This is a genomic window from Micromonospora sp. LOL_023 (genome assembly GCF_048060115.1).
In the GTDB taxonomy this organism is placed as follows: Bacteria; Actinomycetota; Actinomycetes; order Mycobacteriales; family Micromonosporaceae; genus Micromonospora_E.
Map to the genome: position 1 here is coordinate 41,957 of NZ_JBHMIM010000011.1, position 13,825 is coordinate 55,781.

Sequence of the window (13,825 nt, forward strand, 5' to 3'; positions counted from 1 at the left end):
GTATACATCCGGTGTATACACATGAGGTACAGTCACCGGCATGTCCCTTGGTCAGACCTTCCTCGGCCTGCTGGAAGCGGCTCCCCGGCACGGCTACGACCTCAAACGCAGCTACGACGAGCGGTTCGGTCGCAGCAAGCCGCTGCACTACGGGCAGGTCTACTCGACCCTGTCCCGGCTGCTGCGCGACGGGCTGGTCGAGGTCGACGGCGTGGTGCCCGGCGACGGCCCGGAACGCAAGCGGTACGCGATCACCGATGCCGGTGTCACCGACGTCGCCCAGTGGCTGGCCCAGCCGGAAAAGCCGGACGCGTACCTGCAGAACACGCTCTACACGAAGGTGGTGCTGGCGCTGCTCACCGGCCGCCCGGCCGCCGATCTGCTGGACGTGCAGCGCGCCGAGCACCTACGGCTGATGCGGGAGTTGACCCGCCGCAAGACCGGCGGCGACCTGGCCGATCAGCTCATCTGCGACCACGCGCTGTTCCACCTGGAAGCCGACCTGCGCTGGCTGGAGCTCACCGCCGCCCGGCTCGACCAACTCGCCGAGGAGCTCCGGCCATGAGCCCGCTGCTGTACGCCGAGGACCTGCACAAGTCCTTCGGCCCCACGCCGGCGCTGGCCGGTGCGTCGATCCGGATCGAACCCGGCGAGATGGTCGCCATCATGGGTCCGTCCGGTTCCGGCAAGTCGACGCTGCTGCACTGCCTGGCCGGGATCATCCGACCCGACTCGGGGCAGGTCGGCTATCGCGACCAGGTGGTGTCCGGCATGTCCGACGTGGCGCGCAGCGCACTGCGGCGCACCGACTTCGGCTTCGTCTTCCAGTTCGGCCAGTTGGTGCCGGAGCTGACCGCCCTGGAGAACGTCGCCCTGCCGCTGCGGCTCGACCGGACCCGTCGGCGGGCCGCCGAACGACAGGCCGCCGCCTGGCTGGACCGGCTCGAAGTCGGTGACGCCGCCGGCAAACGACCCGGCGAGATGTCCGGCGGGCAGGGGCAGCGGGTCGCGATCGCCCGCGCCCTGGTCGCCGAGCCCTCGGTGATCTTCGCCGACGAGCCGACCGGCGCGCTCGACTCACTCAACGGCGAACGGGTGATGCAGCTGCTGACCACCGCCGCCCGGGACACCGGGGCAGCCATGGTGCTGGTCACCCACGAGCCACGGGTCGCCGCGTACGCCGACCGGGAGGTGGTGGTCCGCGACGGCCACACCCGCGACCTGACGGTGGCGGCCCGTTGACCGGGCGCGGAGCCGGCGCGGCCGGCCGGATCGCCCGGGCGATCCACGATCTCGGCTACGGGGCGCGACTCGCCTTCGTCGGTGGCCGCGACGGCTGGATCCGGACGCTGTCCACCGCGGTCGGCGTCGGCATCGGAGTCGCGATGCTGCTGCTCGCCGCGTCGGTGCCGGGTGCCCTCGCGGCCCGCGAGGAACGCGGCGGTGCCCGAGCTGGGGAGTACGCCCAGGACAGCACCAGTGACGCGCTGCTGAGCGCCCAATCCGACACGATCTTCCGAACCCAGGGGGTCTGGGGCCGTACCGTCGCGCCTGAAGGGCCGCAGGCACCGGTGCCGCCCGGGGTGGCAGCGCTGCCCGGCCCCGGCGAAGCGGTCGTGTCACCGGCGCTGGCCGAGCTGCTGGCCGGCCCGGACGGCGCCCTGCTGGCGCCCAGGATCGGCGAGCGGATCGTCGGCCAGATCGGCCCGGAGGGTCTGACCGGCCCCGCCGAGCTGGCCTTCTACCGGGGCAGCGACGACCTGGACCCGGAGCTGAGCAACCGGGTCACCGCGTTCGGCGGCGAGGGCTCGAACGAACCGCTCCACCCGGTCCTCACCCTGCTCGTCGTGATCATCTTCGTGGTGCTGCTGCTGCCGATCGTCGTCTTCCTCGGCGCGGCGGTCCGGTTCGGCGGTGCCGCCCGGGACCGCCGGTTGGCGGCGCTGCGGCTGGCCGGCGCCGATCACCGGATGATCGGCCGGTTCGCCGCCGGCGAGACACTCACCGGCGCGCTGCTCGGGCTGGCCGTCGGTGCCGCACTGTTCCTGATCGGCCGGCAGGTCACCCCGCTGGTGCAGGTCTCGGACCTCAGCGTCTTCGCCGCCGACGTGCGCCCGCCCGCCGTACTGGTCGCGTTGGCCGTCGTCGCCGCACCGCTGGCCGCCGTCGTGGTCGGCCTGATCGCGCTGCGCGGCGTCGTCGCCGAACCCCTCGGGGTGGTACGCCGGGCCACGCCCCGCCGCCGGCGGCCCTGGTGGCGCCTGGTGGTGCCACTGGCCGGGCTGGCTCTGCTCTATCCGCTGCTGCGCGGCGGGATCTCCAGTTTCGACGTGCTGTCCAGGTACCAGGTCGCCGCCGGGGCGGTGCTGATGCTGATCGGGGTGGTGACGCTGCTGCCGTGGCTGATCGAGACGACCGTACGCCGGATGCGCGGTGGGTCGGTCGCCTGGCAGTTGGCGGTCCGCCGGCTGCAGGTCGACAGCGCCGGCAACGCCCGGTTGGTCTCCGGGGTCGCGGTAGCGGTGGCCGGCACGATAGCGCTGCAGGGCCTGTTCACCGGCATCGAGGACGACTTCACCCGGGACACCGGCGCGGATCCGACCCGGGCCAGTCATTCCCTCTACATCGGATCACCTACCGGCGACACGGCGGACACGCTGCTGGCCCAGGTCGCCGAGGTGCCCGGGGTCGAATCGGTCCGTGGACTTCGTACCGCCGGTGTCACCGCCGGGTCGGGCGACGCCCAGGTGTGGGATCACCTGACCATCGCCGACTGCGTGGTGCTCGCCAGCCTGATCGCCGCGACCGGCTGCGTCGACGGTGACGTGTTCCTCGTCGTGCCGCCCGATACCGCCGTCCGCGCCTGGACCGCACCACCGGCGCCTGTGGCGGCGACGGCCCGGCCCGGCGACCAGCTGCAGGTCGGCGAGAACCAGTACGAGTGGACGCTCCCGCCCACCGTCCGCCCCGGCGAGTCACGCCTCGACCCATGGGGCGGCCGGCGGTACGGCCTCTTCGCCACTACAGGCACGCTCGACACCGCCGTACTCGGACCGAGCGGGATCGAGGCCTATCTGACCATCGACCCGGCCGTGCCGGACGCGGTCGAACGGGTCCGCAACATCGCGGCCACGGCCAGCGTCGACGGGCGCGTCTCCGCCCTGACGACGAACGAGCAGGCCCGGGAGTTCGTCAACATCCGGCGCGGGCTGACCGTCGGCATCGTCGTCACCCTGCTGCTGATCGGTGCCAGCCTGCTGGTCAACACGCTGGAGCAGTTGCGGGAGCGACGCCGGTTGCTCGCGATGCTGGCCGCCTTCGGCACCCCCCGGCGAATCCTCGGCTGGGCGGTGCTCTGGCAGCAACTGGTGCCGGTGCTGATCGGCACGGTCCTGGCGGTCGCCGCCGGGCTCGGCCTGGGCGCGGTACTGCTCGGCATGGTCGGGCGCAGCCTGGTGTTCGCCTGGTGGAGCGTGGCCGGCGCGACTGCGCTCGGTGCCGGGGCGGCGATCGGAGTCACCGTCGCCAGCCTGCCGGTGCTGTGGCGGCTCATGCGCGCCGACGGGCTGCGTACCGAATGAGGGGTTTCAGACCCCGGACGGGAAGGTCTCCGGCTCCCGCACGTCGACCTGCGGGGTACGCAGCGGGCGCACCCCGCGGCTGCGATCGAACCAGCAGAACGCGTCGTAGCGCTCGCCGAGCACCGTCGGCACGTAGTTGCCGCGCCGTTCCCGCTGCGGCCGGTAGACGACGCCGATCGCCCGGTGGTCCAGTTCGTCGGTGAGCAGGTGCGGTCCGTCGCCGTCGGTCGGGAAGACGAGCAACGCCTCGGCCGGGGCGGCGGCGGAGAGTTCCGCTTCCAGCGACCCCGGCCGGGCCGGCGGTACGGGCATCAGCCGCATCGGCGCGCCCCACGACTCCCCGGCGACCACGGTGCCCTGGTAGGTACCGAAGCCGACCAGCACCACCTGGTCCCGCCCGTACCGCTCCCGGGCCAGTTGCCCGATGTTGACCTCGCCCTGGTCGGCCATGTCGGTGGCCCGGGCGTCCCCGACGTGGGTGTTGTGCGCCCAGACGACAGCCTTGGCGGTCGGCCCGTAGTGCTGCAGCAGCCGGTCCAGCGTGTCGTCCATGTGCCGGTCGCGGACGTTCCAGGAGAGCCGACCACCGGCGACCAGGGCCCGGTAGTAGCGTTCCGCGCCGGCCACCACCTCGGCGTTCTGCCAGGCGTTGAAGCTGCCGCCGCCGTCGGCGGCGGCCTCGTGCCGCAGCCGGACCAGTAGCTCGATCACCTCGGCCTCGCAGCCGGCCGGCACCAGCCGCAGCGCCGAGGCGTAGTCCTGCGGGTCTTCACCGTACGGTTCGAAGCAGCGGTACGCGGCGAGCGCCGCCGGCACCTGATCGGGTCGGTGTTCCCGCAGGTGGACGAGGATCTCCCGGAGTGACTCCCACAGTGAGTAGACGTCGAGGCCGTGGAAGCCGACCCGGGCGGACCCGCCGACCTGGTCGTTGTGTCGGCGCAGCCAACGGCAGAAGTCGGCGACCTCGTCGTTGGCCCACATCCAGGTCGGCCAACGTTCGAAGGTGGTCAGCGCGTCGCGCGGGTCCGACGGCGCGTCGGGTCGCCCCCGGACGCTGCGGTCGACCCGGTCGCAGTCGGGCCAGTCCCCTTCGACGGCGACGAACGAAAAGCCGTGTTCGCTGACCAGCCGGCGGGTGATCGCGGCCCGCCAGCCGTAGAACTCATGGGTGCCGTGGCTGGCCTCGCCGAGCATCACCACCCGCGCGTCGCCGACCCGCTCGATCAGCGGGTCGAGGTCGTCGGCGCCGGTCAGCGGTTGCGCCAGCGCGGCGATGTCAGCGGCATGTCCGACCACCAGGCGCGGGTACCCGGCGGGTACCGGGACAAACCGAGGCTGCTGCGGTTCGACACCGCTGTGGCGGGTGATACTGGCGGGTTCGGGATAGGCTGCCTGAGCATGGAGGAGCAATCGCCCCCGGCTGAGCCGGGCCGCAGCGGTACGGCGCGCAGTAGCAGTGGCTCGCGCGGCGGTGGTTCACGGGCTGGCGCACCCAGGGCCAAGCCCACCCCGCCGGCGGCCATCGCCCCGGTGCTGTTCCAGCCGCCGGCGGTCGGGCCGGATCAGCCGGTTGCCGGGCCACCCGCGAAAATGGCCGAACCACCGGCCAAGAAGACACCCGCGAACATGGCCGAACCACCGGCCAAGAAGACACCCGCCAGGAAGGCGGCGGCGAAGAAGGCTGTGGCGAAGCGATCGCCGGCCAAGAAGGCCGCGCCGGCCGCACCGGATAGGAAGGCTGAGCCGGCGAAGAAGGCTGAGCCGGTGGCTCCGGTCCCGGAGCCAAAGCCGGTGCCGCGTCCGGTCGAGGTGCCGCGCCAGACGTTGCGCCACCTGGTGACGCATGCCGCGTACGCCCCGGAGTTGTTGGCTCTCGCCGCCGTCGACCGGATCGGGCCGGCGGCGCGGGACTGGGCAGCCAGGCTGCGCGATGACTACCCGACGGCCAGCGACGACGCCCTGGCCCGGTTGGCGGCCCGCCGGTTCACCCGGATCGCCGGGGCCGGGGCGGTGGCGTCCACCGTTGCCGGGCTGCTCGCGCCGGCTCTGGAGTTGGCGGCGGTCGGCTGGGCGCAGGCGGCGCTCACCCTGCACGTGTCGGCCGCGTACCAGCACGATCCGACCGATCGACGGCGGGCGGCGGAGCTGCTGGTGCTGACCGGGGTCCATCCGGACGTCGAGGCGGCCCGGGTCGCGGTCGACGCGGCAGCGGACGATGCGCGGCGCCCGGCGGACGACGACGGTGACCCGGTGCTCCGGTTCGCCGGTGGCGCGCAGCGGGTGGTGATGGCGGTGGCCGGGACATCCCGGGACGACGGGTGGAGTCTGCTGCGGCTGCCGGCCCGGCTGCTGCCGGGGGCACGGGCGCTGGTCGCCTACGGTGCGGACACGCTGCTGTTGGAGCGGCTCGCCGCGCGGGCGACCGCGCACTACCGACCCGTCACAACCAGCTGAACCACTCTCGGGGCAGCAGCGCGTATCCGACGAAGGCGAAAACGTCCAGCAGCGTGTGGGCGATGATCAACGGCATCACCCGACGGGTCCGCAGGAAGAACAGCGACAGCACCACGCCCATGATCACGTTGCCGACGAACGCACCGAAGCCCTGGTAGAGGTGGTAGGTGCCGCGCAGCAGGCAGCTGGTAGCGACGACCACACCGACCTGCCAGCCGAGCTGCCGTAGCCGGGTCATCAGGTAGCCGACCACGATCACCTCCTCCAGGATGGCGTTCTGCGCGGCGGCCAGGATCAGCACCGGGATCGTCCACCACAGCTCCGGCAGCGCGGCCGGCACCAGACTGGCGTTGACGCCGAGCATCGCCGCCGCCCAGAACAGTCCGATGCCCGGCAGTCCGATCGCGGCGGCCAGGGCGGCTCCCCATGCCACGTCGCGCAGCGGCGACCGCGCGTCCAGGCCGAGGCGGGCGCGGGCGTCGGCGCGGTCCCGGTTGAGCAGGTGGATCGCCAGCAGCACCGGGACCAGGGCGAAGAGGATTCCGAGCAGTTGGTACGTCAGGTCCAGCCACGGCCGGGCCGACTGGGACGCGTTCATGGTGGCGGTCTGCTGGCCCAGGGGCCGGTCGGCGGTGAGCCGGGCTGTGATCGTGACCAGTGCGTAGATGGCCGACTGACCGAGCGACACGCCCAGGACCAGCAGCACCTCCGAGCGCAACACCCGGGGAGCCAGCGGGGTGGTCGGGTCGGCGGGCCGTCCACTCACCGGTGGTGTCGCCGCGAGATCAGCTGTCACCGGACCACTGTGCCCCAGCGGGTACGGCACGGCAATGTCGCACATTCAGTACGTCACGACACTACGAGGAGTGTTCACCCTGAGACGTAGCGGTACGACGGCGGTGGCGACACGTTGACGGGGAAGGGCCGATGAGCAATCTCGCACAACTGTTGAAGGAGAGCTGGGTCCTCATCGAGGAGGAACGCGACGAGGTCGCTGGCTACTTCTACGCCCGGCTGTTCTACGACGATCCGGCCCTGCGCCAGCTCTTCCCGGTGCAGATGGAAACCCAGCGGCATTGCCTGGTCGAGGCGATCGTCACCGCCGTCGGCTCGATCGACGACCCGGAACAGTTCACCGGCTACCTGCAGGCTCTGGGCCGGGCCCACCGCAAGTTCCAGGTGCAACCTGCACACTATGCGTCGTTCGGGGCGGCCCTGCTGGAAGCCCTGCGTACCGTCGCAGCCGACCGGTGGACCATCGAGTACGAGCAGGCCTGGAGCAACGCCCTCGAACTGCTCACCGGCGATCTGATCCAGGGGGCGCAGAACGACCCGAATCCCGCCTTCTGGCACGCCGAGGTACTCAGCCACGAACGACGCGGCACCGACATCGCGGTGTTGACCTGCCGGCCGCTGCAGCATCCGCTGGAATACCAGGCCGGGCAGTACGTGAGTGTCGAAGCACCCCGGTACCAGCCGCGGTTGTGGCGGACCTACTCGATCGCCAACGCGCCCCGGGCGGACAACGTCCTGGAATTCCACGTCCGCGCCGCCGGAGCCGGCTGGGTGTCCAGCGCCCTGGTACGCCGGGTGCGCCCCGGCGACCTGCTGCGGGTCGCCGCGCCGATGGGGACCATGGTGCTGGACCGCGACTCGCCCCGGGACATCGTCTGCCTGGCCGGCGGCGTAGGGCTCGCCCCCGTCAAGGCACTCGTCGACGAACTGACCCGCTTCAACCGCAGCCGCTGGGTACACGTCTACTTCGGCGGGCGTACTCGCGACGACCTGTACGACCTGGCCGAGTTGAACCGGCTGGCCGCCGCGTACCCCTGGCTCAACGTGGTCCCGTGCTGCGCCGACGACCCGACCTGGTCGGGTGAGCATGGTGAGGTGCCGCAGGTGCTCGCCCGCTACGGCCCGTGGCACGAACACGACTTCTTCGTCTCCGGCTCGGCCAGCGTGGTCCGGGCCAGCCTGCGTACGCTGGCCGAGCTCGACATCCCGGCGGACCGCATCCGGTACGACAGCTTCGGCGAGGTGTAGGGCGGCCGATTCAGCGAGGTGCGGGCCCGGTCCCGGGTTTCAGTACGCCCAGGGTTGTCCGCTGCCCCGGTACTCCTCGACCGGCACCAGACTCGACCCGGGCGGCATCCGGTCCACGTACAGCCGGCCTTCCAGGTGGTCGATCTCGTGCGAGACGAGCCGGGCCATCGCCCGGTCGAACGTCGTGATCACCCGGCTGCCGTCCAACCGGGCGTGCTCGACGTCGATCCGCAACGGACGCGGCACCAGGCCACGCACGTCGAAGTAGGACAGGCAGCCTTCGTACTGTTCGTCGGTGTCCAGCGCGCTGTCGACCACCCGCGGGTTGAGCAGGACCAGCGGCTCGGCGCCGGGCTCCGGTGCACGGACCACCGTGGCGGCCCACGGCAACCCGATCTGCGGCGCGGCGAGTCCCACCCCCTTGCTGAAGGGGTGCAGTTCGTCGAGCCGGGCGAGCATGGCCCGCAGCCGGGCGGCGGTGTCCAGGGCGACCGACTCGTCGGCCGGCAACTCGAACGGCTGCGCGGGCTGCCGGAGCATCTCGGCCCCCCGCTGGACGATCCCGATCGCCCGCATCCGTTCACTTGTCCGGCTCTCCGGCCGGGTCTCGGTGGCGTCGGCCGGCTCGGTCGGGCTGGGTGCCGCGGAGCGGAAGCGCCACTCCAGCCGGTAGCGGGCGTTGAGCAGCGGGGCATCGGTCGACCACTCGAAGACCGTCCGGCCGTCGGCCTGGTGGCGGCGAAGCGGGGTGCGTAGCGGCGCGTCCTCCGCCGACAGCGAGGTCTCGACGCCCCACAGCTGTGGATCGAGGGCGTCCGGGAAATCCAGCCGTACGGCCAACTGCCGGGTGGGTAGCCGGACGGCACGCTGGAACCAGTGGCCCCATTTTTCCTGCCCGACCCGGTACGTGTACTCGATCGTGGCCCGTTGGCCGGGGTACAGCGGGAAGCGCCCCTCGGAGTTCTCGAAGAGCACCCAGACCTCTTTGAACGCGTCCCGGTCGTGCTTCTTGCGCCACTGCATCGACTCACGGTGCTGGGCCGACTCGCAGAACGCCTGCAGGTCGAGCTCCGCGAAGGTGAGGGGGTGGTCGCGGTGATGCCGGTTCGACCGGTCCGGATCGTCGGGGTAGCGGTCGACGGCGACCCGGACCAGGTAGCGGGTCACCGGTTCGTTTCCGGCGTTGTACAGCGCCCGGCGGATCGTGCAGTGGTAGAAGCCGTCCTGGTAGGTCAGGGCGGCGACCTCCTGCTCGACGATGAGTCCGGTGCCGGGCGGCATCCACTGTTCGGGGACCGGTGGGTCCCGCAAGGGTGTGGGGGTGCGGCTGTGCCGAAGCTCGTCGTACTCCTGGTAGCGCTGCCAGATGGCGCCGCCGGCACCGAGCACCGCTTCGGCTCGGCGGGCGAAGTCCTCGGTCGGGCGGTGCCGGCGGCCTTCGACGTGGCTGATGTAGGACGGGTCGAAACCCATCCGGGCCGCCAGCTGCTTCTTGGTCATCGCCCGGTCGATGCGCCACTGGGCAAGCTCGGCCGCGAAGACGTCTGCGGCACGGTCGATGGACGAGCTGGTCATCGCATGGCGTCCCCTCAGGCCGGATCCTCAGTCTGCTTTCCGACTCGTACACCCGGGTCAAGACTGGCGCGTTGCCGACAAAAATCTTGACAAGGCAGCGGCGGCGACTACATGTGACTCAGAGAAGACACTCAGTCGCGGCACCCACCGGTACCAACTATGCGTGATCGCTACCGACACCGCGTGCTGCCACAACCAGTGTCCCGTCGTCAAAGTGAAGTCGAGTCACTACCGACGGCCACGGAGTGTCACATCCTTCAGCCGGCATTCTTGCGGAAGTCTGGTTAGGCTAGCCTTAGACAGCTAGGGTGAGGCGAGAGCGTCGGTGGGAAGGATCGAAAGGTGACAGCGATGAGGCAGGGGCAGCACAGCCGGGTCGACCACCGGCAGGCCGCCGTCACCGCATTCACCACATCTCCGCACGAAAGTCACGTATCGTGACGGCCGTCATCGATCCTCGCGCCCGGGCCGCAGCCCCGCTCGCGCCGATCAGCGCCACCTTGCGCGTCGCCTTCGGCACCGACGACCTGCCCGGCCTGCACCCTGGTTTGCTCGTCGACAACGAGATCGGCTGGATCCCGGCCACCGGCCTGATCGACGGCGTCCACCTGCCCCGGCTGCTCGACGCTGCCGCCCAGCGTTGGCAGGCGAAGCGCCACGCGGCCGCCGCCCTCGCCTGGAAGGCGTACAGCTACTGGGTGGCGCTGCCGGTCGCACTCGGCTGGGCGTCCGCCCGACGGGTGCCACTGATGCGCGCCGACGACGTACTGCTGCGGATGGACGACACCGGGCCGCTGGTCGATGTCGGGCTGCGCATCGGGACCCGGGTCGCCGTGCTGCCGGGCGACCCGCTCGCGGTCGCCGGGCTACCCGAGGTGCTGGTCGTGCCGGACGAGGACGCGATGCTGCGGGCGCTGCGCGAATCGCTGCTCGACCAACACATGACTCCGCTGCTGGACAAGATCCACGACCGGGCCAAGCTCGGTCCGCGTACGCTGCTCGGGTCGCTCTCCTCCGGTATCGCCTACGCGGTGCTGCAGGCGGCGGACGCCCTGCCCGGGTCGTCGGCCGAGACGATCGACACTCTGCTCGACGCGTTGGACATCGGGGACCTGATCGAGTTGGTGCCGGGCCCGGACGGGGCGCTCACCGTGCAGCGCCGGACCTGCTGTCTGGCATTCACGCTGCCGGACCCGAAGGTCTGCCCCGGCTGCTGCATCCGCCCCTGAGCGCCCGCACCCGCCTCGTCCGCGCCCTGCGCGTGGGCCCCGCCGCACAGCGCCGGATCAGCCCACGTTCTGATAGGTCGCCGTCAGGGTCGCCCGCGCGAGCGTGTGGAAGGTCAGGTTGAAACCGACGTACGCCGGTGTCGCGTCCGGCCCGAGGTCGAGCTCCTCGACGTCGATCGCGTGTACGGCGAAGATGTAACGGTGCGGCCGGTCACCCGCCGGCGGCGCGCAGCCGTCGTAACGGGCGTTCCCGAAATCATTGCGTACGCTGAACGCGCCAGCTGCCGCCGTGCCCGGCTCGGCCCCGACGCCTCGGGCCAGCTCGGTCACCGAGACGGGCAGGTCGACCAGCAGCCAGTGCCAGAATCCGCAGCCGGTCGGGGCGTCCGGGTCGTAGCAGGTGACCACGAACCCCTTGGTCTGCGGCGGAAAGCCCGACCAGGACAGCTGCGGCGAGAGGTTCTCCCCGCCGGCTCCGGTGAAGATGTGCGTCTTGCCGATCGGCTCACCGTCGACGACGTCCGTGCTGGTGAGCGTGAACGAGTCGACCGGCGGAAGCAGGTCGTACGGGCTGGGTGCGACAGGTCGGTCCAGGTTCATGCCTAGCATCCTGCCGCACCTGGCACCGGTACGCAGCCGCAGCGCACCGGTGCCAGGTGGATTCCCGTCAGGACCGGCCGGCGCCGGCGCCGGCGGACACCAACTGGGCATCGCGCTCGGCGGCCAACCGCAGCCGCAGCTGCTCACCCTCAATATCCACATTGGGCAGGACCCGGCGCAGGAAGCTGGGCAGCCACCAGCCGGCGTCGCCGAGCAGCGACATCACCGCCGACACGATCGTCATCCGGACCACGAACGCGTCGATCAGTACCCCGATCGCCAGCGCGAAGCCCATCGACTTGATCACCGGGTCGTCGAGCAGCACGAACCCACCGAAGACCGCGCTCATGATCAACGCGGCGGCGGTGACCACCCGGGCCCCGTGCCCCATCCCGTTGATCGTTGCCTGGGTGGCGGTGTCACCGTGCACGAAGTCCTCCCGCATCCGGGACACCAGGAACACCTCGTAGTCCATGGCCAGGCCGAACAGGATGCCGATCAGCAGGATCGGCAGGAAGCTCACCAACGGACCGGCGCTGTCCAGACCGACCAGGCCGGACAGCCAGCCCCACTGGAACACCGCGACCGTGATGCCGAACGTCGCGCCGACGGTGAGCAGGAAGCCGGCGGCGGCCTTGACCGGCACCAGGATCGACCGGAACACCAGCATCAGCAGCAGGATCGACAGTCCGACCACCAGCAGCAGGTAGATGGGCAGCGCGTCGGAAAGCTTGTCGGACACGTCGATACCGACGGCGGTGGCGCCGGTCAACGACACCTCGGCCGGGCCGTCGTCGTTGCCCGGCGCCAACCCGAGTACGGCGATCTCGCTACGGATCCGTTCGACCAGATCCTCGGTTTCCACGTCGGTCGGGCCGGTCGACGGCACGACCGCCAGGATCGCGGTACGGCCGTCTTGGCTGGGCTGCGGTGGAGTCACCACCAGCACCCCGTCCACGCCCTGCACGACGCCGGTCACCTGGGCGGCGGCCGCGGTGGTGTCCTCGGCCGAGTCAGCGGAGACCACCATCAGCAGCCGGCCGTTGAAGCCCGGCCCGAAGCCGGCCGTGGTCAGGTCGGCGGCGGTCCGCTCGCTGCTGCCGACCGGCGCGGTGCTGGCGTCGGGCAGTGCGATCCGCATGTCGGCGGCAGGTACCGCCAGGGCACCGAGACCGACCACACCGACCAGGATCACCGGGATCCGCAACTTCACCAGCAGGCGGGCCCAGCGGAAGCCGAAGGACTCCTTCTCCACACCGTTGGTGGCCGGCTCGGCCGACTCGACGGTCTGCTGCGCGGCGCGCTTGCCGCGCGGCAGCACCCGGCGGCCGGCGTAGCCGAGCAGCGCCGGCTGCAGCGTGATCGCGACCAGGACGGCGACGCTCACCGTGCCGGCGGCGGCGAGACCCATCACGGTCAGGAACGGGATTCCGACGATCGAAAGCCCGGCGAGCGCGATGACGACGGTGACACCGGCGAACACGACGGCGGAGCCGGCGGTGCCGACCGCCCGGGCGGCGGCCTCCTCCGGCTCGAACCCTTCGAGCAGGTTCTGCCGGTGTCGGGAGGTGATGAACAGCGAGTAGTCGATACCGACGGCAAGACCGAGCATCAGCGCCAACACCGGAGCGGTGGAGGTGAGGCTGACGACGCTGCTCAGCGCGAACAGGCCGGCCATGCCGGCGCCGACGCCGATCAGCGCGTTCAGCATCGTCATCCCGGCCGCGACCAGCGAACCGAACGTGACGATCAGGACGACCAGGGCGATCGCGACGCCGATCGCCTCCTGCGAACCGACGTGCGGTTCGGTGTTCATCACCTCGCCGCCGTGGGCCACCTGGTAGCCGGCGTCGCGGGCCGGGGCGCCGACCGCCTCGTACGCCTCGCGCTGCTCAGCGGTCACCTCGTCGCCCTGCTCGGCGAACTGGACAGTGACCAGTGCGTACCGCCCGTCCTGGGATACCGATCCGGTCTGGAACGGGTCGAGGGCACCGACGACGCCGGGCAGTTCGTTCGCCTCCACGACCACCGCGAGTACGGCGGACTGGCCTTCGGCGGTGGTGAGCTGCTCGCCTTCGGGTGCGGCGATCACGATCGTGCCGCTGGCACCGCTGGCCTGCGGGAACTGCTCCTGCAGCAGGTCCAGCGCCTCCTGGGATTCGGTGCCGGGGATACTGAAATTGCTGGCGGTCGGCCCGCGGAGGGCGAGCGCGGCCGAGCCGAGCGCCACCAGGGCGATCAGCCAGATCGCGACGACCAGGTGTCGCTTACGGAAGGCGGTCCGGCCGAGCCGGTAGAGCAGGGTGGCCATGCGGCATCCTCTGAGGTGTCGGGCGTGACGGA

The 13,825-nt window shown here is 71.2% G+C and carries 11 protein-coding genes; 6 read left to right on the forward strand and 5 right to left on the reverse strand.

Translation table 11 applies throughout. The features are described from left to right. The first annotated feature begins 40 nt into the window (after positions 1–40). From ACFHVL_RS08250 to ACFHVL_RS08260, 3 genes are read left to right on the forward strand one after another with little or no spacing between them, the layout of a single operon-like run. A complete protein-coding gene (locus ACFHVL_RS08250; protein WP_416626672.1) occupies positions 41–565 on the forward strand; it encodes a PadR family transcriptional regulator in 525 nt (174 codons plus the stop codon). Beyond that, positions 562–1,242, forward strand: a complete 681-nt coding sequence (locus tag ACFHVL_RS08255; protein ID WP_416626674.1) for an ABC transporter ATP-binding protein — start codon at positions 562–564, stop codon at positions 1,240–1,242. Before ACFHVL_RS08250 ends, ACFHVL_RS08255 begins: the two co-directional genes overlap by 4 nt. Then, positions 1,239–3,581 (forward strand): FtsX-like permease family protein, encoded by a 2,343-nt coding sequence (locus ACFHVL_RS08260; RefSeq protein ID WP_416626676.1) that lies wholly within the window; start codon positions 1,239–1,241, stop codon positions 3,579–3,581. Before ACFHVL_RS08255 ends, ACFHVL_RS08260 begins: the two co-directional genes overlap by 4 nt. 6 nt (positions 3,582–3,587) lie before the next feature. On the opposite strand, the gene ACFHVL_RS08265 is transcribed toward ACFHVL_RS08260, so the two are convergent. Next, complete coding sequence (locus ACFHVL_RS08265; RefSeq protein ID WP_416626678.1) at positions 3,588–4,877, reverse strand: erythromycin esterase family protein; 1,290 nt, start codon at positions 4,875–4,877, stop codon at positions 3,588–3,590. Between the two features lie 102 nt (positions 4,878–4,979). Between ACFHVL_RS08265 and ACFHVL_RS08270 the strand changes: the two genes are divergently transcribed. Next, complete coding sequence (locus tag ACFHVL_RS08270; RefSeq protein ID WP_416626679.1) at positions 4,980–6,035, forward strand: hypothetical protein; 1,056 nt, start codon at positions 4,980–4,982, stop codon at positions 6,033–6,035. On the opposite strand, the gene ACFHVL_RS08275 is transcribed toward ACFHVL_RS08270, so the two are convergent. Beyond that, positions 6,022–6,768 carry a CPBP family intramembrane glutamic endopeptidase gene (locus ACFHVL_RS08275; protein WP_416626801.1) on the reverse strand — a complete coding sequence of 249 codons (747 nt, stop codon included), beginning with the start codon at positions 6,766–6,768 and terminating at the stop codon, positions 6,022–6,024. The two genes, ACFHVL_RS08270 and ACFHVL_RS08275, sit on opposite strands and share 14 nt — an antisense overlap. 194 nt (positions 6,769–6,962) lie before the next feature. On the opposite strand from ACFHVL_RS08275, the gene ACFHVL_RS08280 reads away from it, so the two are divergent. Next, complete coding sequence (locus ACFHVL_RS08280) at positions 6,963–8,078, forward strand: globin domain-containing protein (protein ID WP_416626681.1); 1,116 nt, start codon at positions 6,963–6,965, stop codon at positions 8,076–8,078. Positions 8,079–8,117: 39 nt separating this feature from the next. On the opposite strand, the gene ACFHVL_RS08285 is transcribed toward ACFHVL_RS08280, so the two are convergent. After that, positions 8,118–9,653, reverse strand: coding sequence for a peptide deformylase (locus ACFHVL_RS08285; protein ID WP_416626683.1), 1,536 nt, complete (start codon positions 9,651–9,653; stop codon positions 8,118–8,120). A 437-nt stretch (positions 9,654–10,090) separates the two neighbouring features. Here ACFHVL_RS08285 and ACFHVL_RS08290 point away from each other — a divergent pair, with 437 nt between their 5' ends. Next, the gene (locus ACFHVL_RS08290; protein ID WP_416626684.1) at positions 10,091–10,882 is read left to right on the forward strand and encodes a hypothetical protein; all 792 of its coding nucleotides are present in this window, start codon (positions 10,091–10,093) and stop codon (positions 10,880–10,882) included. A 57-nt stretch (positions 10,883–10,939) separates the two neighbouring features. On the opposite strand, the gene ACFHVL_RS08295 is transcribed toward ACFHVL_RS08290, so the two are convergent. Together ACFHVL_RS08295 and ACFHVL_RS08300 are read right to left on the reverse strand one after the other, a co-directional pair. Next, entirely contained in the window at positions 10,940–11,482 is a 543-nt protein-coding gene (locus ACFHVL_RS08295) for a YbhB/YbcL family Raf kinase inhibitor-like protein (protein WP_416626686.1), read from the reverse strand. A 67-nt stretch (positions 11,483–11,549) separates the two neighbouring features. Further along, positions 11,550–13,793, reverse strand: coding sequence for an MMPL family transporter (locus ACFHVL_RS08300; protein ID WP_416626687.1), 2,244 nt, complete (start codon positions 13,791–13,793; stop codon positions 11,550–11,552). Between the last annotated feature and the right edge of the window lie 32 nt (positions 13,794–13,825).

Bases quoted from the DNA above. Each gene is read 5' to 3' on its own strand.
- ACFHVL_RS08250 (WP_416626672.1), top strand. From the start codon at position 41: ATGTCCCTTGGTCAGACCTTCCTCGGCCTGCTGGAAGCGGCTCCCCGG.
- ACFHVL_RS08255 (WP_416626674.1), top strand. From the start codon at position 562: ATGAGCCCGCTGCTGTACGCCGAGGACCTGCACAAGTCCTTCGGCCCC.
- ACFHVL_RS08270 (WP_416626679.1), top strand. From the start codon at position 4,980: ATGGAGGAGCAATCGCCCCCGGCTGAGCCGGGCCGCAGCGGTACGGCG.
- ACFHVL_RS08280 (WP_416626681.1), top strand. From the start codon at position 6,963: ATGAGCAATCTCGCACAACTGTTGAAGGAGAGCTGGGTCCTCATCGAG.
- ACFHVL_RS08285 (WP_416626683.1), bottom strand. From the start codon at position 9,653: ATGACCAGCTCGTCCATCGACCGTGCCGCAGACGTCTTCGCGGCCGAG.
- ACFHVL_RS08295 (WP_416626686.1), bottom strand. From the start codon at position 11,482: ATGAACCTGGACCGACCTGTCGCACCCAGCCCGTACGACCTGCTTCCG.
- ACFHVL_RS08300 (WP_416626687.1), bottom strand. From the start codon at position 13,793: ATGGCCACCCTGCTCTACCGGCTCGGCCGGACCGCCTTCCGTAAGCGA.